Source organism: Bifidobacterium asteroides (assembly GCF_009683175.1).
GTDB classification, from domain to species: Bacteria; Actinomycetota; Actinomycetes; order Actinomycetales; family Bifidobacteriaceae; genus Bombiscardovia; species Bombiscardovia asteroides_H.
In genome coordinates, this window is sequence record NZ_WKKW01000004.1 from 143,878 (window position 1) to 167,295 (window position 23,418).

21 protein-coding genes are annotated in these 23,418 nt (G+C 59.6%); 7 read left to right on the forward strand and 14 right to left on the reverse strand.

Going from position 1 to position 23,418, the window contains the following annotated elements:
* Positions 1-2: 2 nt before the first annotated feature.
* The 5 genes from alaS to rpsD form a co-directional block, all read right to left on the reverse strand.
* Positions 3-2,684, reverse strand: coding sequence for an alanine--tRNA ligase (gene alaS, locus GKC41_RS06840; protein WP_154313544.1), 2,682 nt, complete (start codon positions 2,682-2,684; stop codon positions 3-5).
* Positions 2,685-2,850: 166 nt separating this feature from the next.
* The gene (locus tag GKC41_RS06845) at positions 2,851-3,090 is read right to left on the reverse strand and encodes a hypothetical protein (RefSeq protein WP_024627396.1); all 240 of its coding nucleotides are present in this window, start codon (positions 3,088-3,090) and stop codon (positions 2,851-2,853) included.
* On the reverse strand, positions 3,090-3,521 hold the full coding sequence (locus GKC41_RS06850) for a DUF948 domain-containing protein (protein WP_154313545.1): 432 nt from the start codon (positions 3,519-3,521) through the stop codon (positions 3,090-3,092). The genes GKC41_RS06845 and GKC41_RS06850 overlap by 1 nt, the downstream gene beginning before the upstream one ends.
* 92 nt (positions 3,522-3,613) lie before the next feature.
* Complete coding sequence (locus GKC41_RS06855) at positions 3,614-4,282, reverse strand: histidine phosphatase family protein (protein WP_154313546.1); 669 nt, start codon at positions 4,280-4,282, stop codon at positions 3,614-3,616.
* 105 nt (positions 4,283-4,387) lie between these two features.
* Complete coding sequence (gene rpsD / locus GKC41_RS06860) at positions 4,388-5,014, reverse strand: 30S ribosomal protein S4 (protein WP_015021916.1); 627 nt, start codon at positions 5,012-5,014, stop codon at positions 4,388-4,390.
* 318 nt (positions 5,015-5,332) lie between these two features.
* On the opposite strand from rpsD, the gene GKC41_RS06865 reads away from it, so the two are divergent.
* Both GKC41_RS06865 and GKC41_RS06870 read left to right on the forward strand, forming a co-directional pair.
* Entirely contained in the window at positions 5,333-6,019 is a 687-nt protein-coding gene (locus tag GKC41_RS06865; protein WP_154313547.1) for a TetR/AcrR family transcriptional regulator, read from the forward strand.
* A complete protein-coding gene (locus tag GKC41_RS06870) occupies positions 6,016-7,293 on the forward strand; it encodes an MFS transporter (RefSeq protein WP_154313548.1) in 1,278 nt (425 codons plus the stop codon). The genes GKC41_RS06865 and GKC41_RS06870 overlap by 4 nt, the downstream gene beginning before the upstream one ends.
* A gap of 42 nt (positions 7,294-7,335) precedes the next feature.
* Here GKC41_RS06870 and GKC41_RS06875 read toward each other — a convergent pair whose 3' ends face one another.
* From GKC41_RS06875 to GKC41_RS06885, 3 genes are read right to left on the reverse strand one after another with little or no spacing between them, the layout of a single operon-like run.
* Complete coding sequence (locus tag GKC41_RS06875; RefSeq protein WP_154313549.1) at positions 7,336-8,670, reverse strand: ABC transporter permease; 1,335 nt, start codon at positions 8,668-8,670, stop codon at positions 7,336-7,338.
* Complete coding sequence (locus GKC41_RS06880) at positions 8,657-9,850, reverse strand: ABC transporter permease (RefSeq protein WP_154313550.1); 1,194 nt, start codon at positions 9,848-9,850, stop codon at positions 8,657-8,659. The genes GKC41_RS06875 and GKC41_RS06880 overlap by 14 nt, the downstream gene beginning before the upstream one ends.
* Positions 9,851-9,891: 41 nt before the next feature.
* Complete coding sequence (locus GKC41_RS06885; RefSeq protein WP_154313551.1) at positions 9,892-10,848, reverse strand: ABC transporter ATP-binding protein; 957 nt, start codon at positions 10,846-10,848, stop codon at positions 9,892-9,894.
* A 179-nt stretch (positions 10,849-11,027) separates the two neighbouring features.
* Between GKC41_RS06885 and GKC41_RS06890 the strand changes: the two genes are divergently transcribed.
* Complete coding sequence (locus tag GKC41_RS06890; RefSeq protein WP_154313552.1) at positions 11,028-12,263, forward strand: sensor histidine kinase; 1,236 nt, start codon at positions 11,028-11,030, stop codon at positions 12,261-12,263.
* Positions 12,260-12,913 carry a response regulator transcription factor gene (locus GKC41_RS06895; protein WP_154313553.1) on the forward strand — a complete coding sequence of 218 codons (654 nt, stop codon included), beginning with the start codon at positions 12,260-12,262 and terminating at the stop codon, positions 12,911-12,913. Before GKC41_RS06890 ends, GKC41_RS06895 begins: the two co-directional genes overlap by 4 nt.
* Before the next feature lie 51 nt (positions 12,914-12,964).
* Here the strand turns inward: GKC41_RS06895 and GKC41_RS06900 are convergent, their stop codons facing one another.
* Both GKC41_RS06900 and GKC41_RS06905 read right to left on the reverse strand, forming a co-directional pair.
* Positions 12,965-15,493, reverse strand: coding sequence for a UvrD-helicase domain-containing protein (locus tag GKC41_RS06900; RefSeq protein WP_324612085.1), 2,529 nt, complete (start codon positions 15,491-15,493; stop codon positions 12,965-12,967).
* 207 nt (positions 15,494-15,700) lie between these two features.
* On the reverse strand, positions 15,701-15,994 hold the full coding sequence (locus GKC41_RS06905) for a hypothetical protein (protein WP_045924523.1): 294 nt from the start codon (positions 15,992-15,994) through the stop codon (positions 15,701-15,703).
* A gap of 247 nt (positions 15,995-16,241) precedes the next feature.
* Here GKC41_RS06905 and GKC41_RS06910 point away from each other — a divergent pair, with 247 nt between their 5' ends.
* Positions 16,242-16,832 carry a xanthine phosphoribosyltransferase gene (locus GKC41_RS06910; protein ID WP_015021927.1) on the forward strand — a complete coding sequence of 197 codons (591 nt, stop codon included), beginning with the start codon at positions 16,242-16,244 and terminating at the stop codon, positions 16,830-16,832.
* A gap of 39 nt (positions 16,833-16,871) precedes the next feature.
* Here the strand turns inward: GKC41_RS06910 and GKC41_RS06915 are convergent, their stop codons facing one another.
* A complete protein-coding gene (locus GKC41_RS06915) occupies positions 16,872-17,864 on the reverse strand; it encodes a D-2-hydroxyacid dehydrogenase (RefSeq protein WP_154313554.1) in 993 nt (330 codons plus the stop codon).
* A gap of 80 nt (positions 17,865-17,944) precedes the next feature.
* Positions 17,945-19,117, reverse strand: coding sequence for an aminotransferase class I/II-fold pyridoxal phosphate-dependent enzyme (locus tag GKC41_RS06920; protein WP_154313555.1), 1,173 nt, complete (start codon positions 19,115-19,117; stop codon positions 17,945-17,947).
* Between the two features lie 777 nt (positions 19,118-19,894).
* On the opposite strand from GKC41_RS06920, the gene GKC41_RS06925 reads away from it, so the two are divergent.
* Positions 19,895-20,719: an oxidoreductase gene (locus tag GKC41_RS06925; RefSeq protein WP_154313556.1), complete on the forward strand. Its 825-nt coding sequence runs from the start codon at positions 19,895-19,897 to the stop codon at positions 20,717-20,719.
* Positions 20,720-20,964: 245 nt separating this feature from the next.
* Here the strand turns inward: GKC41_RS06925 and GKC41_RS06930 are convergent, their stop codons facing one another.
* Positions 20,965-21,993: an alpha-L-fucosidase gene (locus GKC41_RS06930; RefSeq protein WP_154313557.1), complete on the reverse strand. Its 1,029-nt coding sequence runs from the start codon at positions 21,991-21,993 to the stop codon at positions 20,965-20,967.
* An 89-nt stretch (positions 21,994-22,082) separates the two neighbouring features.
* The gene (locus tag GKC41_RS06935) at positions 22,083-22,430 is read right to left on the reverse strand and encodes a hypothetical protein (RefSeq protein ID WP_154313558.1); all 348 of its coding nucleotides are present in this window, start codon (positions 22,428-22,430) and stop codon (positions 22,083-22,085) included.
* 516 nt (positions 22,431-22,946) lie between these two features.
* On the opposite strand from GKC41_RS06935, the gene GKC41_RS06940 reads away from it, so the two are divergent.
* Positions 22,947-23,243 (forward strand): hypothetical protein, encoded by a 297-nt coding sequence (locus tag GKC41_RS06940; protein WP_154313559.1) that lies wholly within the window; start codon positions 22,947-22,949, stop codon positions 23,241-23,243.
* Positions 23,244-23,418: the final 175 nt, after the last annotated feature.

The window sequence follows — 23,418 nt, forward strand, 5'->3', positions numbered from 1 at the left end:
GCTCAGCCCTCTCGGACCTGATCACTCAGGTCTTTCAAGGCCCGATCGATGGCCGAAGCATCCTGGCCGCCGCCCTGGGCGAAGTCAGGCTTGCCGCCGCCTCCTCCTCCCAGGACCCTGGAGGCCGTCCTGACCAGGTCGCCGGCCCTGAGACCGCGGTCACGGGCCGCCTGGTTGGTGGCTACGAAGATGACTGGCTTCTCATCCTCGCTGACTCCGGCCAAGGCGACCACAACGGGATATTCATCGCCCATGCGGCCCCTCAGGTCTGTCACCGCCTTGCGCAGGGCATCGACCGAGCCGAAATGCCCCATATTCCGGGATGCGATCTTGACTTCGCCCGGAGCATGCAGGGCCTGGTTGGCCAACTCGGGCACAGCCTGGGCCATCTGCTGCTCATAGGTGGCCGCCAGTCGGCGGTCGGACTCCTTGAGCTTGGCCAGCAGGGCAGAGATCCTGGACTCAAGCTCGTCAGGGCGGGCGTTGAGCTTGTCGGAGAGCTGAGAGACCAGGGCGTGCTCACGGGCGTTGTATTCGTAGGCCCCCTGACCCACCACGGCATCGACACGACGGACGCCGGTGCCCACCGAGGCCTCGGACATGATGGAGACCGCGCCGATCTTGCCCACGTGGTCCACATGGGTTCCCCCGCAGAGCTCACGGCTCCAGCCGTCCTCGCCGATCGAGACCACACGGACCACGTCGCCGTACTTCTCCCCGAACAGGTGCATGGCGCCCAGGGCGATGGCGTCGTCGTATTTCATCTCCTGAGCGGTCACGGCCAGGTTGTCCCGCAGACGATCGTTGACACGGGCTTCCACAGCATCCATGGCCTGGCGGCTGGGGGCCTGCGACCACTGGAAGTCGAAACGCAGCCTGTTGGGTGCATCCTCGGAACCGCGCTGCGTGGCCTGGGGACCCAGTTCCTCTCGCAGGGCCTTGTGGACCATGTGCGTGGCGGTGTGCGAACGGGCGATGGCACCGCGCCGGTTCCGGTCGATGGTGGCCGTGACCTTGGCCTGCAGGGTCAGCGTTCCTTCCGTCAGCCGGCAGCGGTGGATGGTCAGCCCCTTGATGGGCTTCTGCACGTCGTCCACCTCCAGGACGGCCCCATCGTCGGTCAGAATCTCGCCCTGGTCGGCCAGCTGGCCACCGGCCTCGGCGTAGAAGGGCGTGCGGTCCAGAATCACCTCGACCTGGGCAGGGGCCTTGACGGCCGGAACCGCCCCCTTGCCCTCCTGGATGATGCCCAGGACGGTCGAGCGGCTGGAAAAGTCGGTGTAGCCCAGGAAGACCTGAGGTTCGTCCAGGCTCTTGCGCATATCGTCGTATACGCTCAGGTCCACGTTGTGCCGCTTCTTCATGGCATCGGCGCGGGCTCTGGACTTCTGCTCGTTCATGAGCCTCCGGAACTCGTCCTGATCCACCTTGACGCCCTGTTCGGCAGCCATCTCCAGGGTCAGTTCGATGGGGAAACCGTAAGTGTCATGCAGGGTGAAGGCATCCTTGCCGGAGACCTCGGGATCGCCCTTCCCGCTCTTGGCCTTGTTGACGGCCGTATCCAAAATGGTGGTTCCCTTGTCCAGGGTCCGGCGGAAGGCCAGCTCCTCGCCATAGGCCGATTCGGCCACCTCGGAGAAGGTGTCGTTGAGCTCTGGGTAGCTGGGGGCCATGGCCTCCTTGGAGACCGGGAAGAGCTGGGGCAGAACCTCCTGGTCCACACCCAGCATCTTCATGGAGCGGATCGTCCGGCGCAGCAGACGGCGCAGCACATAGCCACGGCCGACGTTGCTGGGGCGGACACCGTCGCTCATGATCATCAAAGCCGAGCGAACATGGTCTGCCACCACACGGAAGCGCACGTCATCCTGGGCGTCATCGCCGTAGTGCCGACCAGACAGGCCCTCGGCCGCCTGGATGACGGGATAGACCTCGTCGGTCTCGTAGATGTTCTGCTTGCCCTGAAGCAGGTAGGCCAGGCGCTCCAATCCGGCGCCGGTATCGATGTTCTTGTGCTCCAGCTCGCCCACGATGTGCAGGTCGGTCTTGGAGCGGACGTTGTCCACCTCATAGTTTTCGAAGACCAGATCCCAGATCTCGATGTATCGGTTCTCGTCCGCCGAGGGGCCGCCCTCCTTGCCGTAGGCAGGGCCGCGATCCACGTAGATCTCGGAGCAGGGACCGCCGGGACCGGGGCCGCCGGTGGTCCAGAAGTTGTCCTCCATGCCCAGGATCTCCATGTGTTCGGGGTCGAAGCCCTCGTTCTTCCACAGGGAGCGGGCCTCGTCATCGTCGGTGTAGGTGGTCACCCAGATCGTTTCGGGGTCGAAGCCGTAGCCGCCCTGGTCCTGGGACTTGGTCAGCAGGTCCCAGGCATAGTGGATGGCCTCCTCCTTGAAGTAGTCCCCGAAGGAGAAGTTGCCCAGCATCTGGAAGAAGGTGCCGTGACGGGTGGTCTTGCCCACCTCGTCGATGTCCAGGGTGCGCACGCACTTCTGGTTGCTGGCCATCCGGCTCTTGGGCGGGGTCTGTTCCCCCAGCAGGTAGGGGATGAAGGGGACCATGCCGGCGATGGTGAAGAGCGTGGTGGGATTGGGCGAGATCAGGGAGGCGGAGGGAACCACCAGATGATCCTTGTCCTGGAAATAATCGAGGAAACGCTTGGCGATTTCCGATGTGCGCATGCTGCTTCTGCTCCTTCAGACCCGGTGAACGCCGACTGGATTACGGGTTGTCCAAATGACTCGGTTGTCCGGGGCGCGGACAGGTTGCTCGCACTCCGGACTGATAGCTGAATATGGTGATTTTACACCGACCAGGCGCATCTGTCCTGGCCTGTCCGCCCCAGGCTCAGCCCTGGAAACGGTCCAGATAGCGGCGGTCCAGCTCGTCCTGCCGCTGATGCATTGTCTGGGTGAACTGGCGCACCAGACCGGACAGGGTCCTGGAAGCCACCTGGTCCTGATCCTCGCCCAGCACGAATTCCCTTGCACGCTTGGGGGTATTGGCCCTCACATAGGCTTCGGCCTTGGTCACCAGGACCACGCCTGCCGTGACGCCCAGCCCCATCCAGAAGATCCGTTTGAACATCAGCGGGTCCTCCCCTCGTTCCCCTGGCCATCATTGGCTCTTTTGGCTGCTACGGGCTTGGATTCGGCGCTATTGCTGCCTCCTGAGAGGAATGACGAGATCGTCTTGCGCAGGGCATAGAGGAAGGCTGCCACCTTGATGACCGGCTTGCCCAGCATCGATCCGTACAGGTCGGTCAGGGCGCCGAGGTTGCCTGCCGTGGTCGAGGCCGCTGCGGAGATGCGATTGACGTCGGTCAGGGTCTGGTTGAGCTGGGTGACCGTGCTGGTGGACTCGTCCAGGGTGGGCACGACATGGTCGCCCGCCTGCTTGATGGTCTGCGCCAGCTGGTCGAAGAGCTTCCCCAGACGAATCAGGGGATAGATCAGAAACCCTGCCAGGATAGCGAAGGCAATGGCCGCTATCAGGCCGGCAATCTGTCCTACGTCCATCTGCTACCTCTCTTCCATTGGTACGATACTGGGGACAACGCTAGCACGCGCCGTCTATCAGACCAGGCCATGACCGGCCTGTTGAAGCCGGTTCATTGATTGAAGGACCGAACCCGCAGGGCGCGCTCAAAAGGGGCCTCCGTATCGAAGTCGAATATGGTGACGCTTCCATTGCTTGGGCGGCTGCTGGTGTCATATCTGCCCCCGCCGAAGCGGTTGACCAGACTGAGCAGGGTGTTGCCGTGCGAGATCAGCAGGACGCGGTCGCCATTCTTCAGATGCGGGTCGGCGGCGATCAGGGCGAATCCTCCGGCAACCCGAGTCCAGTACTCGCTGTCGGACTCGGCATCTCCAAAGGGGTCGGCCTCCTTGAGGAAGTCCCTGGTGGCGGACAGACCGAACTGGTCCACAATCTGCTGGTAGGTGCCGGCTCCATGGGGCGCGCCTGCAGCCCACCAGGCCATGGCCATGTCCTGCCCCTCGAAGTAGCCGTAGAACTGCTCGCGGAAGTGGCTGTCGCTGACCGGCTCAGGCTTCTTTTCCGACTGGTTCCGGTCCAGGATTCTGCGGACTGTCTCCTGGGCGCGGGTGGTGTCCGAGCAGTAGGCGGCAGCAAAGTTCACCTTGCTCAATTTATGGCCCGCACGGTCGGCATCCTCCAGCCCCGATGCAGTCAGCGGCGAGTTGGACCAGCCTTGAAGACGGTTGTAGCGGTTGAAATAGGTCTGCCCATGGCGGACGGCATACAGATGGAGCAACATGCCCCTATTATCCCACCCATGCCCCAGCAGGCTCGGCAGATCCTGACATGCAAAAGGCCCCGGACGGACCGGGGCCTCAAAGTTACTAGTGGAAGTTCCTAGTGGTCAGCGAGCGTAGAACTCGACCACGTACTGGATGTTGATCTGAACCGGGATCTCCTCCGGCTCGGGCTTGCGGACCAGGCTGGCCTTCAGGGAGGCCAGGTCCACGTCCAGGTAGCCGGGGACTGCGGGTAGCACATCCCGGTGGACGCCTTCGGCGGCGATCTGGAAGGGGACCATGGTCTGGCTCTTGGGCTTGACCTGGATGGTCTGGCCGGGCTTGACCCTGTAGGAGGGGCGGTCCACGATGTTGCCGTCGACCAGGATGTGGCGGTGAACCACGTACTGGCGGGCCTGGGCGGTGGTGCGGGCGATGCCGGCGCGCAGGACCAGGTTGTCCAGGCGGCACTCCAGCTCGCGAAGCATGGCGGCACCGGTCTGGCCGGACTCATGGGTGCCCCGCTCATAGGCGGCACGCAGTTGCTTCTCGGAGACGCCGTACTGGGCGCGCAGCCTCTGCTTCTCACGCAGACGGACGGCGTAGTCGGACTCGGTGCGACGGCGGCTGCGTCCGTGCTCGCCGGGGCCATAGGGGCGCTTCTCGAACAGGCGTTGGGCCTTGGGGGTCAGGGCGATGCCCAGAGCGCGGGACAGGCGAACCTGGCGACGCGCACGCTGAATGTTAGTCATTGATGCAATCCTTACTTGCTTCTGTCGTTATCTGAACGAAGACGGCCGAAACCGTCGAGTCAGGCCTCTCCAATGCTTCACCGTGCCAAGCACGAACGACCTTGCGGCCGCCGACCCATTGATGGGCTGAGACTCCAGATAGGTTCGCGCACAAATGTGCAAACCAAGTGTTTATTAAACCACATGAGCGCGACCTACAGCAGAGCGTATGTTGTGATATATTCATACCAACGGTCGGTATGTAATTGATCCAAGGCATGAAGACTCCCCCAACCGATCAATGACGATTCAACTCAGCGACCTGAAAGGAGGACGACCATGGCCCGCAACGCACACCCCGAGCTGACGCAGGAGCGGATCATCAAAGCCGCCACTGAGCTCTTCACCAGCCAGGGCTACGACAAAACCAGCATGCAGGACATCATCGATGTGACCGCAGGCTTGAGCAAGGGAGCCGTCTACCATCACTTCCGGTCCAAGGAAGACCTCTTCGACGCCGTGGCCAATAGGTTGATGAACACCATGAGCGAGACGTCCGGCAAAGCCCAAACCCGGTCGAAGCAAGGCACGGCTTTGGAGCAGCTGCAGTCGCTCTTCTCCCCTGAGCGAGCGCGAAAGAGACTGGAGGCCGCGGATCTGATGTTCCGCAAATTCAATCCAAAAGCTAATCCCAAGATGATCGGCATGGAATTCACCGCCGTGGTGGACGAGCGGGACGACTTTGTCGACCTGATCACACAGGGCAACCAGGACGGCTCACTGCATGTGGAACACATCGAACAAGCCGCAGAGATCCTCCGCCTACTGGCCAACATGTGGCTGCTGCCCTTCTTTCGCCGGGGCACGAAGGCAGAACTGCGCACCAGAGCCGCCTGTTTCTTCACGATCATGCAAAGCTTGGGCATCCCCCTGCAGGACCAGGGATTCTCCGATCTACTGGCCTCCTTCGGCACCAATGCCAAGGGCAACAACAAGGAAAAGACTGAAAGCGAAGGCAGCAGATGAACCCGCCCGCTCACGACCAAACCTCAAGCATGGACCACTCCAAAGGCAAGGGGCTGCTGACACTGCCGTTCATTGCTCTTCTGACGACTGAGATTCTCTCCAATCTAGGGCAAACATGCTTGGTCTTCGCCCTTCCGCTTCACCTGCTCAACATCTCAGGATCGGCATCCCTCTATGGCATGGTCTCTGCTCTGGCGGTCCTTCCATCCATACTCCTGACCCCCCTGGGCGGAGCTCTGGCCGACCGGCTGCACAAGCAGTCCACCATGGCGGTCCTGGACATTCTGTCGGCATTGACCGCCTTCTTGTACATCCTGATAAGCCGCAAGATTGACCCGGTTTTTTTGACCGTGGCCTGCATGATGCTGTTTAATGCCTACAGAGCCTGTTACAGCCCAACGGTGCAGGCAGCCCTTCACTGTCTGGTGGACAGAAAAGACCTGACCCGTGCATCAGCCCTGGTTTCCCAGGCGATCTCCCTGGTAGGAATGATCGGACCAATATTGGCCGGCATGGTCATGGGATTCTTCGGAATCATGCAAGTGGTCGGGGTTGCCGCCTTGGTCTGTCTTCTTTCTGCCGTCTGGATCAAAATCGCCGTCAGGATTCCCGAACCAGCGCAGGGCCCCTCACAAGGCCCAGGAGCACTGGTGAGCCATCTGGCCGAGGACACCAAAGCCGCTGCACAGTTTCTGGTCAGACATGGCAACCTCAAAGTGGTCATAGGGCTCAGCCTGGCGGCCAACCTGATCTTTGCCTCCTACATCAACGTGGCCCTGCCATATATGGTCACTCGCACGCTGGGTCTGAGCAATGCCATGCAGGGGCTAGCCGAAGGAATACTGGCCTGCGGGAGCCTGCTTGGAGCCATCTTGGTGTCCATCCGTCCTAGCTGGTTCTATCTGCAACGGATACCCTTGCTGCTCTCGGGCAGCGCCCTGGTCCTCCTGCCTATTGCCGCAGGACTGCTTTTGCATTTGCCTACATATGCCCTCTTCGCCCTGGTAGCCGGGTGCATGGCTCTGGCTGCGGGGATAGTGCAGACGGTCAACATCACTTCCATGTCCTATGAGCAGATTCATACCCCTGCAATGCTGATAGGCAAAGTAATAGGGCTAACCAACAGTCTATGCATGTGCGCGATTCCACTGGGACAGGCCGCCTTCGGCCCGCTGATCGACCACTGCCCCATGACCCAGATCATCACTGGGGTGGTCATCGTGACGTTGCTGACATGCCTGGCGGCCAGGCTGGCCATGAGACCGGAGGAATGATCGGCAAGACGAAGGCATTCGCGATGGTCCACGAGTCTGGCATCATCCGATCATGCTGGGGTCGGAACTGACAGGAGCGACCAGGGTGGCCCGGGTGCGTGTAAGGCGGGAGACCATGAGACCGACACAGGCATAAGCCAGAGCGAACAAGGCAACCACAGTCAGTGGAAGGCCCCAGGAGGCCAAACCTGTTGTGCTTGAATCCATTATTGATTGGACTGCAGTGTTGTACCACCAGCCCGGTGTCAATTTGCCGATGGTCTGCATGACCGGAGGCAGGGGGCCGCCGGAACTCGATCCGGAGGTGAACATAACCACCAGCCCGAAGGTGACCCCGACGGAGTTTATGAGCGAAGAAGAAGGATTGAACTGAGAAAGCATGAATCCAAAAGATGCCGCCGATACAGCGAAAATCAGCATGACGAAAAAGCTCAGCAGCACCCTCCCCCAGCCAAGCGAAGCCAAGGACACCCCCGATGCCGCCATACTGAAGGCAACGAGTGCCACGTAATATGCCCATGAGACACCTGCCACAATGAGGGCTGCCGTGAGCTCCTGTCCATTCAGGCTGCTGGACCGGATCGGAGAGGCAAGAAGGCGTCGATGTCGGTCTGGAGAACTGAAGGCTCCGAAGAGTGTGGCTACGCAGACCGTCAGCGCTGTCATCAAGGGAAAGGCAGCCAGGCCGACTGTCGTGGCGAAGCCTTTCAACAGGGCTCCATCATCATTCTTTGGGCTGGCATGGATGCCCACATGTGGCTGGCTGCCGGCATAGTGGGCTACTGCATAGGCAGCCGCATCCTTGACCGCAGCCGGCGAGTGCAGATCCGTCGAACCGTTTTGGCCCAGACCGCTCAGCAGAGCAGTACGAATAGCATCAAAATAACTGTCCACCTGCAATTGTGCCAGACTGCCACGGCTGGAATTGTAGGAGGCAGCCGTTTCAACCTTAGGGAAAGCAGTCGTCTTGCCGCCGCTGCGAGCTTGGGCAGCAGTGTCTTCAAGCGTCTCAAGGAACCGTTGTCCATATCCGGCTGGGATGATGACGGTCAAATCGCTTTTACCCGATACATTGGCGTCCTGCAGGGCCTGGGTCTTATCTTCGACTGTCACCAATTGGGCCGATTTGCCCAGATACTTCTTCAGACCCTGGCCCAGCTCGCAACCAGCCTGGTTACCGCTATCCCTATTGATGACGACCACCTTCGCACGTGCGGGTTCAAAGCGACCAATCGAGCTTGAGGCGTTGGCACGTACCGCGGCCTGCACGTTCGTGGAACCGATGACAATCATGATCAGGCTCATGCCCACCAGATACAGGAGGAGGTAGAACTTATGCGCCCAGATGATGCGCAGTGCTGTTTTACAAGTATTCATACCGTTGTTTCCTTAGGAGCAGACCGCAGATGGACAGGAAGACGGCAGCCATGATGGCCAGGATGCCGCAGGTGCGGGCGAAGGGTGCCAGGCTGTCGTAGTAGACGATGTCGTAGAAGAGGTTGGAGACCTGCTTGACGGGGTTGAGCAAGTGAAGGATCGGAGAGTGCTCCTGGATGGCATTGTTGAGGTCCATAGCCAGGCTGCCATAGAGGCCGATAAAGGCACTCAACGTGCAGTCGATCGCTATTACCAGGCCAACCTTCGTTTCGGTGGAAAGTTTGGGAATGGCGCCCATCATAGAGCCGAAAGCGGTCGCCATAAAGGTGCCCACTGCGATGGCTATGAGGGCTATCGGGTCGCGACCGCCGGTCTGCACGCCGCAGACTGTGCGGACGAAGATGTAGGCGACCAGGAGGCTGACTGCGGAGAAGAGCCAGGAGGCCAGGAAGGCACCCGCTGCCTGCCGCCGCTTGGGGCTGGGAGAACTGGCCCGTCGGGCTCCCAGGGCGGAAAGGTTGGGCTGGGTCCTGGCAATCATCTCGGCTGCGGTGCTGGCACCGATAAGGCAGGCCATGGCGAGCACGGCGAAGAAGTAGGGTGCAGTCATTGAAGGGTGGATGTGCGTCAGGCGGATTTGCTTGGTATAGGTCTGTCCGCCGGACTGCACCAGTATTCGGATATTCGGCGAGGCCAGGGTGGACCTTGCGGAGTTGGCCTGGTTAAAGCTGACCAGCGAGGCGGACAGAATGGAGACCGCGATGCCTTCGGAGGCGGTTGAGTCGGATTGGATGCTGGCAGCTTCGCGGTCCGACAGGACCATGTTGACCAGTCCGTCAGGACCCGCGTACAGGTAGCCGATGTCCTTCCGGCCATCCAGACGTGTGTCCGCTTCGGCCTTGGAAGCCACCGTCGTCGGGATAAGCAGCTGAGTGTCATCGGACCCGGCCTTGGGTTTCTTCGATAGTGAGGAAACGAGCTCGTCAGCACCTGGGCTGGCTTTCCAGTTGGCGTCCGAGACGATGGCGAAATGCTGTGCCTCGGCAGTGTAACCGTCTTGCAGGTTGCCCATGATGCCCAGCATCAGAGCGGCCAATATGACTGGAAATGCCAGTACCCAGAAGAGGGAGGAGGTGTTGCGTATCGAGGTCTTGACGTTGATCAGAAATGAGTTCCACATGGATAGGTGCTCCTTTACGGCAATTGAGCTTGGGACCGCGCTCAGTCGCGCAGTTCCTTGCCGGTCAGTTCCAGAAACACGTCGTTCAGGGATGGCGGACGGCTGGTCAGGTGGCCGTAGCTGGTCTGGGTGGATTCCAGGACCGTCAGCACATCCTGCAGGTTGTGCTCGCCCTGCCGGCAGTGGATGACCAGCTCCTTGCCGTCATAGTCGACGGACTGGGTCAGAGGCAGGGCGCGGATCTTGGCCAGGGTGGACTCCTGCAGGTCCAGGGTCTCGACGGTGACCTGCTCGCCGGCCTGGACCATGCCCTTGAGCTCCTCGGCAGTCCCCAGGGCGATCTGTCGGCCGTGGTCCATGATCATGATGCGCGTGCAGATCTGCTCCACCTCCTCCATGTAATGGCTGGTGTAAACCACGGTGGCCCCCTGGGCGTTCAGCCGTTCGATGCCCTCCAGGATGGCGTTGCGGCTCTGGGGGTCAACGGCGACGGTGGGCTCGTCGAAGAAGATGAGGTCCGGCTGATGGGCGATGCCGCAGGCGATGTTGAGCCTGCGCAGCAGACCGCCCGACAGCTTGCCCGGACGGAACCTACGGAAGTCGCCCAGCCCCACGAAGTCGATGGCCTGCTCGACCAGCTCCTTGCGGTCGGCCTTCCTGGGCACATAGAGGGAGCAGAAATAGTCGATGTTCTCCTGCACGCTCAGTTCGTTGAAGACGGCCACATTCTGTGGAACCACGCCGATATGGCTTTTAAGGTCGTAGGAGGTCGGGGTCATCTCCTGCCCGAATATCCGAACCGTCCCCGATTCATAGCTGAGCAGGGCCAGGATGCAGTTGATGGCGGTTGACTTGCCTGAACCATTGGGGCCAAGCAGTCCGAATACCTCACCACGACCGACTTCCATGTCGAAGTGGTCCAAGGCCACCATGTCACCGTAGCGCTTCACCAATGCTCTGACCTGCAAGGCCGGCTCTTGCTCACGTGAACTGTTCATGATTCCATCATCCCAGCTATGGCTGGCCCAACACCGTGACAGCCGTCATCAATATTGTGGATGGTCGAATCAGACCTATGACATTTGTCATGGGTACTCCCGCATGCGGATAGGCGCAGGAAGGGGTAGCCCGGCAATTATTATTTGAGACAGTAGGACAACAGGGCGAGGAGACATTCATGGGCAGGATAGCTGGTTGGCTGGTCCTGCTTGCTTTGGGGACCTTATGCGGATCATGGTATGGTTCAGAGGTTTCAGCAACCCTGATCGCCGGCCTCCTGGCCTCTCTAGCCGCAGGGGCCCTGTGTGAATGGCTGCTGCCGGCGCCAGGTTCCATGTGGGGCGGCGCTCTGGTGTCGCTTTTGGCAATGTTCATACCTGTCTGGGTTTTCTTCTTGCCGGCTCTGGCCTTCGAGGCGGGAGTTGGACTCGGAACCATGGTTCCAGCTACCGGATCAGCCGACATGAAAGACACCCAGGCCAAGGACTCTGTGCTGGCCTCCCTCAGGCAGCTCTTGGCCTTGCTGCCTGCATTCTTTTGGCTGATACCTGCCATCACTGACCTCATACTGTTCAGAGGCCTCACCCAAGGCTATGCGCTGCTTGCTTTGTTGACATCAGCACTGACGCAAGGCGGCGGACTGGCATGTGCGCACTTGGCCGTGGCTAAGGGTCGTGAATGGCGGATTGAAGACACCGAGCGCTACCGGATTCGCCAACTGCACGGCCGCATCAACGACCTGGACGAGGAGCGGGCCCAGGCGACCCGAATGGCGCACTTATCCGAGCGGACCCGGATCGCTCGGGATATTCATGACAATGTGGGCCACCTGCTCACCCGAGCAATCATGCAAATCCAGGCTGGCCGGGTGGTTGCGCAGAGCAGGGGCGATCAGAGTACCGAGCAGATACTGGATGATGTCGGCAAGACCTTGGACGAGGCCATGACCACAATCCGTCGTTCGGTGCATGACTTGGAGGATGAGGGCACCGACTTCGCATCCCAGATGGAGGATGCCAGCTCCGAGGCTTCTATGGGGCGGCTGAAGGTCGATCTGAGCAACGGCATCGAGACAGCGCCTGCACCAGTGTGCCGTTGCCTGGCCACCATTGTTCGCGAGGCCCTTACCAATACGGTCCGCCATTCCTCAGCCAGGTCGGCACAGGTCATTCTGCGCGACCTCCCGGCCTTCTGGCAGATGGTGGTGCAGGACGACGGCGGGTCTCAGCAATCGCAGCCTGACAGCCGCGGCATGGGGCTGGCCGATATGGATGCCAGGGCCAGGGCCTTGGGCGGCACGGCCAACAGCGGCCCCAACCGACAAGGATGGAAGGTCTTCGTATCCTTGCCCAAGGAGCCCTGGTCCGACCACAGCGCAGCTGAGCATGGAGAGGATAGGAAGGTCATGGCATGAAAGTCGCTATCGCTGATGACGATCCGATTGTCTGCTCGTCCCTGTCGACGATTCTGACGGCAACCGGTACTGCAGACGTGATCTGGACAGCCAATGACGGCCAGTCAGCCCTGGATTGTTTTCAGGCCGTTGGTGGCAGGCCTGACGTACTGCTGCTTGACGTGCAGATGCCTGGCATGGACGGCCTGGAGGCGGCGGAGCGCATCATCGCCTTGGATCCGGCTGCCCGGGTGCTCTTTCTGACCACCTTTGCCGACAAGGAGTATATTTCCCGCGCCCTGGCCCTGGGAGCTAAGGGGTATGTGATCAAGCAGGACGTGGCCTCGGTGGTGCCGGCCCTCCAGGCCGTCATGGCCGGGCAGACGGTTCTCGGAGCCGAAGCCGTGGCTAATCTGTCGCTTGGCAAGCAGGAGGAGCAGACACGAAAGGACCCGTCCAAGCCTGTTCCCCGGCGCTTCCAAACCTTGACCGACCGCGAATGTGAAATCGTCACTCTGGTGGCCGATGGCCTCGATAACCAGGCCATCGCCAGTCGGCTCTGCCTCAGCGAAGGCACCGTCCGCAATCACATCTCCGCCATCCTGGCCAAGACCAACCTGGCCAACCGCACCCAGCTCGCCGTGGAATGGCTGTCCTCGCAAGAGTCATGAAGGCATAGATTCTGTGGTCCCGTCCTTGGGTAGGCCCTGAGTCTCGATCATTCAGAGCTTTTCGATCGGCGCCAAGCGCAGCATCAATCTCTTGGTCCCCTCGGAACCGAAGTCCACGGTCAGGACCGAGTTGTGCCCCTTGTCCTGAATGTCGACCACCTTGCCCAGGCCATACTGGTCGTGGGCCACCCTGTCTCCCAGGGAGAAGTCCTGAATGGATAGGCCGTTCGACTTGGGCTGGGCCGAGGCCCTGCCAGCGTGTGAGGTTGACGACGGGTTTGTCGTGCTCCGCCGGGTCGTGACCCTTCCATTTCTGGAGGAGGAGCTGCGAGAGCCATACCCCGATGATCCGAACGACCGCTGCGAGGAGGTCCGCGAGCGCCCGTATCCATTGCGGGAAGAGCCAAAGCCTGAGCCGAAGCCGCCGAATGAACGATGACCGAATGCACGGCCGTCGCTTTCATCCTCGAAGCCGCCGAATTCGTCCTCGTCTTCACCCAGGTCCCAGCCTGCGCGCATCCGCTCGTTGCCGGCCTGCCTACGCTTCCAGTCGATCAGCTCGTCAGGGATGTCATCCAGGAACTGACTGGGCAGCATCTCATTGACCTGTCCCCACTGGGAGCGGACGGCCGCCCGGGTCAGGTAAAGACGCCGCTTGGCACGGGTCACGCCCACATAGGCCAGCCGACGCTCCTCCTGCATCTCGTCGGCATCCTCCAGGCAGCGGGAGTGAGGGAAGGTTCCCTGCTCCATGCCGGTCAGGAAGACCACCGGATACTCCAGGCCCTTGGCCGTGTGCAGGGTCATCAGCGTCACCTTGCCCGAGTCGTCGCCCAGGCCCGGCAGCTGGTCCGAGTCGGCCACCAGTGCCGTGGTCTCCAGGAAGCCCGCCAGCGTCGCGTCGGGAGTCTTCTGCTCGAACTCGGCGGCCACGGACTGCAGCTGGCCAAGGTTCTCCAACCGGGAGGCATCCTGCGGATCGACCGACTTGCGCAGCTCGTCCAGCATGCCGGATTCCTCCAGAACCTTCTCAACAATCTGGGATGGTTTGGTATCGTGCTCTGCTGCAAAGCCGGTCAGGGAGGTGATCAGATCCCTGAAGGCCTTCATCCGCTTGACCATCAGCGTGGAGGCCCCGGGCACCTCCTCAATATGCTGCACCCCCTGCCAGAAGGAGACCTGATGCAGATCCGCATAGGAGGTCGCCGCCGCCTCGGCACGTGCGGCCAGGCCGCGCTTGGGCACGTTGAGTATCCGGCGCATGTTCACGTCGTCCTGGGGATTGGCGATGGCGTGCAGGTAGGCCAGGGCGTCCTTGATTTCCTTACGCTCGTAGAAGCGGGTCCCGCCCACCAGCTGATAAGGCAGACCGGCGTTGATCAGCCCCTCCTCCAGGGCGCGGGACTGGGCGTTGGCCCGGTACATGATGGCCATGTCGGAGTAAGGAATGCCCTCCTCGCTGCGCAACCGAGCAATCTCGGTGGCAATCCAAGCGGCCTCCTGCTGGGCGTTGTCGGCTGCATAGCCCACGATGGGCTCCCCCTTGCCCAAGGCGGTCCAGAGTTTCTTGGGCTTGCGCCCCTCGTTCTTGACGATGATGGCATTGGCCGCATCCAGAATGGTCTGGGTGGAACGGTAGTTCTGCTCCAGGAGGATGGTCCGGGCTCCGGGGAAGTCCTTCTCGAAGTCCCTGATGTTGCTGATATCGGCCCCTCGGAAGGCATAGATGGACTGGTCCGAATCCCCAACCACGGTGATCCAGGCCTGGTCCTGTTTGCCGGCATCGGCACCGGCCAGCTCGCGCATAAGCACATACTGGGCATGGTTGGTGTCCTGGTACTCGTCCACCAGCACGTAGCGGAAGCGATGGTGGTAATACTGCGCCACCATCGGGGACTGCTGGAGCAACTGGACCGTGCGTACGATCAGATCGTCGAAGTCAACCGCGTTGGCCTGAGCCAGCCGGTGCTCGTACTCGGCGTAGACCACGGAGTAGAGCTCCTCCTCGTTGCCGAAGCGGGCGGTGATCTGCTGGCCGCGCTGCCCGGGCCGGTAGTCGGGGGCGTACTCCTGCAGCTGCGTGCGCCAATCCTGCAGGTTGTTCTTGTAGTCGGATATGTGGCCCAGAATGTTTCTGGGGGTGTAGCGCTTCAGATCGATGTTCAGATCCTTGCCGATTAGCTTGATCAGGCGCTCGGAATCGGCCGTGTCATAGATGGTGAAGCCCGATCGCAGGCCGATCTCCTTGCCGTCCCGCCTCAGAATGCGCACGCAGGCCGAATGGAAGGTGGACACCCACATGCGGTCGGCCACGGGCCCGATCAGCCGGCGCAGACGCTCGCGCATCTCCGATGCTGCCTTGTTGGTGAAGGTAATGGCCAGAATCTGGCTGGGCCAAGCGCCGAACTGGCTGAGGATCCAGGCGATTCTGCGGGTCAGCACCCTGGTCTTGCCCGAGCCTGCGCCTGCCCCGATCAGCAGGGCCGGCCCCTGGTATTGCACCGCCTCAGCCTGCCGATCGTTGAGCCCCTTGAGCAGCTCCTTGGCGCTGCGCTGGATCAAGTCCGGTTCCTCGTTCACAAGCCACCTCTTGCCATCTGGTCTCGGTCACCGTCTCAGGCCGGATGGCGCACACCCGGCAAACAACCATTTCTACCACAAAGCGGTGTCATAGAATCTTGGCTCAAGGGTTAGCCGCAGACATACCGGCAGACATAAAAGACCCCGTCCGCCTTGAGAATAGGGAAAGCGAACGGGATTTAGTCGGGGGAAGTCGAGATGACCCAGTCAGTTGCGCACTTGGTCCTTGGCGTTGTTGACAGCCTCGGTGGCGCCCTGCTCAGCCTTGGCCTTGCCGACCTTGGCATCGGCCTTGGCCTGGTCCATCTTGTCGGAGGCGGCGTCCTTGGCGTCGCCCATCTTGTCCTGGGCAGCGTCCTTGGCGTCGCCCATCTTATCGGCAACGGCGTCCTTGGCATCGGATGCCTTGTCCATAACGGTGTCCTTTACATCGCCAGCGACATCGGAAATCTTCTCGCCGGCAGACTTCATGGCATCCTTTGCATCATCCAGAATCCCCATATGGTCCTCCTTAGGTCCTTGAACGCACCGTGACGATGCGTGACCATTGCGGTCAATTTTCACTGTAACAGTCAGGGCCTTGAATCCGCGGATTTACGGGCTGACACGCCAGGAAGACACTCCAAACCGCTGGAGGTGAAACCTGGCGGATCAGGGCGGCCGGACAACAGTCCCAGAACCGGGTTATTTTGGTGTCTATCCGTCGGGACCAGAGGGGCCCCGCATTCATGACGACAAGGACGATGAAATGCAGGAACTTGAGGAGCGAATCCGCCGCCAGGGCACGGTCAAGCCTGGCAATGTACTCAAGGTGGACGCCTTCCTCAACCATCAGTGCGACGTGCGGCTCTTCGACCACATGGGCGCTGAATGGGCCCGCCTGTTCGCCGGTCACCAGATCGACAAGATTCTGACCATCGAGGCATCCGGCATCGGCATCGCCTGCCTGGCCGCCCGCCACTTCGGGGACGTGCCGGTGGTCTTCGCCAAGAAGACCCAGTCCATCAACCTTGACGGCGACCAGTACACGGCCCGCATCTACTCCTTCACCAAGCAGCGTGAGTACCCCGTCATCGTGGCCAAGCGCTTCCTCAAGGAGGGCGAGCACGTGCTGATCCTTGACGACTTCCTGGCCAAGGGCAACGCCCTGCACGGTCTGATCGACATCTGCCATGATGCCAAGGTCGTCATCGAGGGCATCGGCATCGCCGTGGAGAAGGGGTTCCAGGAGGGCGGCCGCACCCTGCGCAAAGAGGGCTACAACCTCAAGTCCCTGGCCATCGTGGAAAGCATGGACCCGGACCAGGGCACCATCACCTTTGCTCACAATCCTGCCTGAGCAGGTCGGCGCCCGGTCCGGGTCGCATAAACCATGGACTCAGTCCACCTGATGCTCGCTGGTGCCACCCTCCAGAATGGTCTTCACGTCGTTCAGGGAGATGTTGACCATGGAGGTCACGGCGGCATCGGTGTAGAAACCGATGTGGGGTGAAACTTCCACATTGGGCATGGCCTTGAGGGTCTCCAGGGCCTGGTTGTCGACTTTGGTCCCGCTCAAATCATTTTCGAAGATGCCGGCCTCCCCCTCGATGGTGTCGATGGCTGCACCGGCGATGGACTTGGTCTGCAGGGCCTTGATCAGGGCCGGGGTGTCCACAATGGGGCCACGGGCGGCGTTGATCAGGAAGGCCGAGGGCTTCATGGCTTCCAGGGCTTGCGCGTTGATCAGATGGTGTGTTGTCTCGTCAAGCGGCGTATGAACGGTGACGATGTCGGCCCGCTTCAAAAGCGTGGGTAGGTCCACGTAATCCAGGGTGTCTGCCAGCTCGGGGCGGTGAACCGGATCGTTGGCGATGACGGTGGAGCCCAGGGCCCGGAAGATCCTGGCCACTGCCGATCCGATCTTGCCGGCTCCGATGATCCCTACGGTCAGGTTGTGGATCTCGTAAGCCTGAAGCCCATCCCAGGTGTAGTCGTCATTGGCCTCGCGAGCGCTGGCCTCCCCCAGATGCCGGACCAGGCGCATGACCTGGGCCAGGACCAGTTCGGAGACCGACCGGGGCGAGTAGGCAGGCACGTTGGTGACGACCAGCCCGTTCTCCCGAGCGGCCTGCAGGTTGACGATGTCATAGCCGGTGATCCGCAGGGTCAGCTGCTTGAGGCCATACTCCTTGAGCCGCTGGTAGAGCTCGGACTCGGGCAGGGCCGCGTGCTGCTGGATGACGATGCCGTCGTATCCCTTGATCATGTCCACGGTCTTCATCCCCAGATCGTGGTCGGTGGTGTCCACCTGAATGTCATTGGCTTGCGCCCAGGCCTGAATAGCCTCCTGCTCGTCGGGGCGCACTGAATACATGAGAATGCTGGTCATTTTCTAGTCCTTGGTAACTGTCCTCGTTGATTATTGCTAGATGATGGTTGTGATGATTGCCGAGTGAATCGCCGGAGGGATCAGCCGAGATTTTGAGCGCGCATATAGTCGCCGATCCGCTCCACGGCGGTGTGCAGATCCTCCATGGAGGCAGCATAGGAGATGCGGACGTAGCCTTCTCCCCCAGGCCCGAAGCTTGCTCCGGGGATTACCGCCACCTTGGCCTTTCGAGCCAGGTCGTAGACGAAGCTCCAGCTGTCGCGCATACCCTCGGGCAGCCGGGCGAAGATATAGAAGGCCCCCTTGGGATCGATGACGTCCAGACCCACCTCTGGCAGGGCCTTGACCAGATAGTCCCGCCGCTTGCGGTAGGCCTCGCGCATCGGATCCGTGTCATTCATGCCCTTGGTCAGAGCCTCCTGGGCCGCATACTGGGCATTGGTGGTCACTGAAGTGATGGTGAACTCGTTGACCTTGCTGATCTGGTCAATGACGTCGGCCGGGCCAGCGGCGATGCCGACCCGCCATCCAGTCATGGCATGGGACTTGGAAACCCCGCCAAGAACGACCGTCTGTTCAGGCAGAATAGTGCCCATGGACACATGGGTGCCTTGGTAGGTCAGCTCGGCGTATATCTCATCGCTGAGCACGAAGAAGCCGTGCTTGCGCGCCACCTGGGCCAGAGCCTCCAGATCCTCACGGGCGTAGGTCACTCCGGTGGGATTGGTCGGATAGTTGAGCACCAGGGCCTTGACCGGACCATCGCTGTTTTCAATGGCGGCCTCCAGCTTGTCCGGCTTGAGAATGAAGCCGTCATCGGATGTGTCGACGAAGACGGTCTTGGCTCCGCTCAGCTGGGCGATGGGGATGTAGAGCGGGAAGATGGGCGTGGGCAGGATGACCGTGTCGCCCGGGTTGATCATGGCGGTGAGGCCCGAGAAGATGCCCCCGGTGGCCCCGGCCGTAATCACCATCTGGGTGTCAGGGTCGTAGTCCAGCCCGTACTTGGTCTGAAGATAATCGGCAGCCGCCTTGCGCAGACTGGGCATGCCGCGACTTTCGGTGTAATGACTGTGGTTGTCCTGGATGGCCCGGATGCCCGCCTGCTTGACGTGCTCGGGAGTGAAGAAGTCCGGCTCCCCCAGGGTCAGCTTCACGATGCCGTCTATTCCGGCGATCTCCTTGTTGAATTCGAGGATGTCGCTCGGCGCCAGAGCTTTGACCCTGGCATTCATATGATCCGCCAATGTCATTGGCTTGTCCTTTCCCATGCGGTTACTACAACCATTGTCGCTGGTGCTGCCCTACCGACTATGCGGTGACGATGCACGGGAAATGCTGTCGACGACTGCAGGGCCGGTGGGTTCCGATCCATGCAACCGTTCCTACAAGGCACGCGGCGTCACAGATCGAATCCGTGCCACCAATAGGTAAATCGTGTGCCCTGCATGCTGAAACCTCCTGCGGTATCTACAATCAGCATTGTTAAGAAGCGTACAGCGAAGTTTCGGCAATCCTATAAACGCGACCATTATTTGACCAGTCTCTTCCATTTTGTGGACGCGACTGGCATCCAAAAACGTTCTTAAGACAGGTAATATGAAGCTAGACTAGATAATTTTGAAATTTTCCGGATACACCTTCAGGTTCCCTGGAAGTCTTCCTCGGATTACCCATTCAGCAGGCTGGCAAATCGCAGTCTGTGATCTTTACCAGCACATCGAGATAGCCCCGTCCCCCTCCGCGTCCGCGCACAAACTCTCATCTCATTCCACCCCATCCCCTCCCATCACGAAGCCTTGGTCGGTTGTATGCTGGGCTCAATCTCTTCGCAATGGTCGTCAAGCAATGGCCGGCAAGAACGAATTCGGGTAAAGAGCCATGTCAAAGTGGTGTCGTACCGCCAAACCCGTCCACGAGACTGGCTTGTCTGACTGTCAGGCCTCCGCGTTGAGATCACTGTCCTATACTTTGTCTCAAAGACCGGCAAGAGAAGGAATTCCTGGATGTCGGTCAAAAGGGGTGAGGGAATGGCGAAACGAGTAGCGCTGGTCACTGGGGCCACCAGCGGCATCGGGTACGAAGCCGCTCGAATGCTCGCCGATCTTGGATACCGGGTATATGCGGCAGGACGACGAGTCGAGCGACTGAAGCCGCTGGCCGACAAGGGGGTGACGGCCCTGCAGATGGACCTGACCGATTCGGCCTCCATTGAGAAGGCTACCGCACGAATTCTGCAGAAGGAGAAGCGGGTCGATCTGCTGGTCAACAACGCCGGCTACGGGTCCTATGGCCCGGTAGAGCAGGTCTCCATTGACGAGGTCCGTCGACAATTCGAGGTCAACCTCTTCGGACTTGCCCGATTGACTCAGCTGGTACTGCCCGCCATGCGCCGAGCCCGACACGGCCGAATCGTCAACACCTCATCCATGGCAGGCCGGATGGTCACCTATATGGGTGCCTGGTACCATGCCACCAAGTATGCCCTTGAAGCCTTCAGCGACGCGCTGCGCATGGAGGTGCAGCCCTTCGGCATCGACGTGGTCCTGATCGAGCCCGGAGCCATTGCCACCAACTGGGGCGCAATCGCCGCCAACAATCTCCAAACGGTCACCCGCAAAAGCGCCTATCAAAAGGCAGGCTTCCGTGCTGCTGCCGGACTGCGCAGGCTCTACTCCAGCAGGCATTTGACCCAACCAACAACCATTGCCAAGGCCATCGTTCGTGCCTCGACGGTACGCCATCCCCGCCCACGTTACCTTCTAGGCTTCGGCGCCAAACCTCTGGTTGCCCTTCATGCCCTGCTACCCACTCGTGCCTGGGATTACTTGATGGTCCATGCCAAGGACTTGTAGGCAATAAACGAGGTATCAAACGATACCCCACGGTCGAATTCAAATAGAATAGGGGCATCGAGGGCATGCTCATTCAGATGAACCCGTCCACAGCCTATTAGATTCACAGCTGCTGAACATAAAAGCTCGCTCTTGAAAGCCGCCAAGCTGTGCAAAATGAAGTAGACAGGTAGCAGGGGATTCTGTAAAGCAGAATCAGCATCCTTACGACAGGGCCCCTCACTAATTGGCAGAATTCCGACTCCTCAAGCCTCCAGAGCTCGCGCTCCCAAGAGCGCCTGCTCGGCCGCCATCGGAACGCGTCCCAAGCCGTCAAGACCGACATTGAGCAGGTAGTTGATGCCGTACTTGTTCAGATGGGCCTTGTAATCGTGAATGGTCTGCGGGCTCTTCCAGTTCTGGTCATGATAGCAGAATCCCCAGGAATCGTTGATGGTTCCGGCTGTCTCATAAAGGCCGAGCTTTGAGGGTTTGAATCCTTCGACGGAATTGTAATCGACATCTTCCGCCGAGGAGGCCTTGGCGCTGGCATCCGAATCCTCAGGAATCTCGTTGTCCCCCAACGAGACATAGTCGTATCGGCCGTTACCCAGTCTGGAATTGATCAGACAGTCGGGCTGCAGGCGCTTGACCGTCTCGTAGATGGTCTGGCTCTGCTCGTCGCTGAGAGTCATGGGCATGTCAAACCAGGCGACCGATATTTCCCCGTAGTTGCTCATGATCTCTTCGATCTGCGGCATGATCTTGTGCTTGAAGGCCCGATTGTAGTTCTTCTTCCCCGTGAAGTCCCAGCTATTGTCCCAGGTGGTGCCCGCCGTCTCGATATCATTTGAGAGGTATCCGCCGCCATCAGGTTCATGCCAGTCCAGATCCTGAGAATAGTAAAGGCCAAATCGCAGACCAGCCTTGCGGCATGCCAGGGACAGCTCGCCAATTACATCCCGGTGAAATGGCGTCGCATCATAGACATTGTAGGGGTCAACTAGCGACCTGTACATGGCGAACCCGTCATGATGCTTTGCGGTCACGACCAGATAGTGCATGCCACAGCGCTTTGCCAGGTCGACTATGGCATCGGCATCGAAATAAATCGGGTTGAAAGCTTGGGCCAGGCGTTCGTACTCCTTGTTGGGGATCTGGAGCCTGGATTGGATCCACTCTGCGTAATTGCTTGACGACTTCCCCTGGTACTCCCCTGCCAGGAGTGAATAGAGACCCCAGTGGATCATCATGCCGTACTTGGCCTGCTTGAACCATTCCACGGTATCGCTCATTATTATTTACCTCTGTTCTGCTAATTAACACGAAATGTCCGAGCCGGACCTCAATTGGTCAGCTTGCGCTTCCTGACAACGAAGGTATATCAAGGGTCAGGCGCACCTAGCAGACTGCTGCACACGCAATCTTGAAGCCGGCTTTTCCCTGGCAAGCATCCAAACCAAAACAAGGAGACAAGGCTGATCGGGACGATCAGGAAGAGGAATGCCAGGTAAGCGGGATTCCAGGAGATGTTGGAGAAGTACCGCTTCATCAGTGTGACGGTCTTGAAAACAACATTGCAAACCGATATCAGAAATGATGCAGATAAGATGCCTGGCATCAAAATCGTTGGACCGCCCTTCACTGTATCCCTTTTTGACTTCGTGAAGGTCCCTTCCTCGGAACTGTCGTCGCTTTCCCATTCGCGATGGCGAATGATCGTTTCACTCATGTACTGCAAACAACTAGATTCCATGAACCATCTTGGTCCTGAGTACTTCGACAGATGATATTTTGTTAGCAGTATATACATAATTAAGAATTGTACATGCCGAAGACGTTACGCAAGACTGAGTTAACGGAATCTGCCATCCGGCGATCACCAAGTAATTTGTTGGGACCCGGACTTCAAGGCGAATCTACAGCATGTAAGCAAAAGTTGATGCCAGTCAAACTATTAAGAGCACCAATATGACATGACGCGAAACAAGAAGTATCTCTAATAATTGTCATTACCGGAAGGATTCGGGAGTTGACAGCAGCCAAGGCCGTGACAGTCTGCCGGCCACAACGTGAAACTAGCAGCGGAATGTTGTTATACAATTGCTGGACAATTGAGTCATAGGCGATTCATGGAAGCGTTGGGTTCGGCGAGTTCTGTGAATACAAATCTCTCGGTTGGATTCTTGAAGTGGTCAGCACTCCAGCGGCCAGAAAATAAGCACCAGGAACTTTGAGAGGAAAAGCCATGAGCTTGACGAATGACAACAATCCGAGGGTTGAAGTCACAATGATCTTTGCTGGCTACGAAGACCCGATGGCTGCTGCAGTGGAATGGGCTCAAAGTATCGCTACATCTAGGGGAATAGATCCCAGCAAGGATCAAGTAGTGTTCATCCGTGAACTCAGGCGTGCGGAGCCGAGTCTAAGTCTGAAATCAGCCGTGTATCTTGCCCAGATGACAGCGCGAGCTTACCGAACTGAAGGCAACACAGATGGAACAGGCATCAAGAGTCTGCTGGACACCGATCGCAATATTCCTTGAGCCCATCTGCCTCATTTAAGCGAACTTGGCATATGCATATGTCTCGAAGTCATCTAAGACGATATATTCGGCTCACTGTGATTGGGGCCCTTTTGTTTAGGCCTACCTTCTGTCCCAAGAGGATAATGCTTCTCGTCTTCCCCGCTGCTTTGTGGCAATGAGCCGCCTGCCCTCT